1 protein-coding gene is annotated in these 1,038 nt (G+C 75.0%); it reads right to left on the bottom strand.

The window, feature by feature from the left end; all coding sequences use genetic code 11:
• Positions 1-37: 37 nt before the first annotated feature.
• Complete coding sequence (locus tag A7A76_RS04935) at positions 38-883, bottom strand: glycosyltransferase family 2 protein (protein ID WP_206410149.1); 846 nt, start codon at positions 881-883, stop codon at positions 38-40.
• Positions 884-1,038 lie beyond the last annotated feature (155 nt).

Here is a 1,038-nt window from a genome sequence, read left to right on the forward strand (position 1 = left end):
AGCGCGCGGGCTTCGCCGCGCGGCCGTCGCGTCGCGCTCAGCGCGGCGCGACCGGCGCCTTGCGCGCGGGCGGCGCGGCGAACTCGCCGCTGGGATCGTCGATCAGCGGCGGATGGGCGCGGATGCTGCGATAGACCTGCGCCACCCGTCCGCGGCGCAGGCACTGCAGCACGATGTGCGAGGTGATCCGGCTGAAATCGCGCAGCGGCTTGAAGTGGCTGGCGCGGTAGGCCTGCTCGCCTTCGACGTTGTAGCGCGACTCGATCGGCACCGAGACGCAGCGCGTGCCCAGCCGCTGCGCGGCCGACATCAGGATCTGCGCCTCGAACACGAAGTCCTCGCCCGGCACCTGCTCCAGCGCGGCCACCTCGGCCGGGTACAGGCGCTGGCCGCTCTGGCTGTCGGCGATCTGGTAGCCGGTGCCCCAGGCCACGCCCCAGTCGGCGAAATCGTTGGCCAGGCGGCGATAGGTCGGCTGCGCGGCGCGCTTGCGCAGGCGCGCGCCGATCACGATGTGGCCGGGGTGGCGGTTGCCGCTGTCGATCAGCCGGGCGATGTCCTCGGCCGCGTGCTGGCCGTCGCCGTCCATCGTCGCCACCGCGGCCGCGCCGCGCCGCAGCGCTTCGGCGAAACCGTCGCGCAGGCTGGCGCCCTTGCCCTGGCGCTGCGGATGGCGCAGCAGCACCGCCGGCAGGTCGGCGATGCGCTCGGCGGTGCCGTCGTCGGAGCCGTCGTCGACCACGATCACCAGCGCGCACTGCGCCAGCGCGCCGCTGACCACTTCGCGGATGCGCAGCGCTTCGTTAAGCGCGGGAATCACCACCGCGACGTTGTCGCGGTGCAAGCGCACCGGCGCGTTGCGCGGCGCCGCCGCCTCAGTCATGGCCCAGTTCCAGCCACACGCCGCTGCCGCCGCCGGCCGGCAGCGCCACCCGGCCGGCGCCGGTGGCGAGCGCGTCGAACAAGTCCAGCATCGGCGCGGAGGCGTTGAGCGGATCGCGCTGGCGCAGGCGGCCCGGCGTCGCCGCCGCCTCGGGC

Origin of the sequence: Lysobacter enzymogenes, assembly GCF_017168095.1 — a bacterium.
Taxonomy (GTDB): Bacteria; Pseudomonadota; Gammaproteobacteria; order Xanthomonadales; family Xanthomonadaceae; genus Lysobacter; species Lysobacter enzymogenes_D.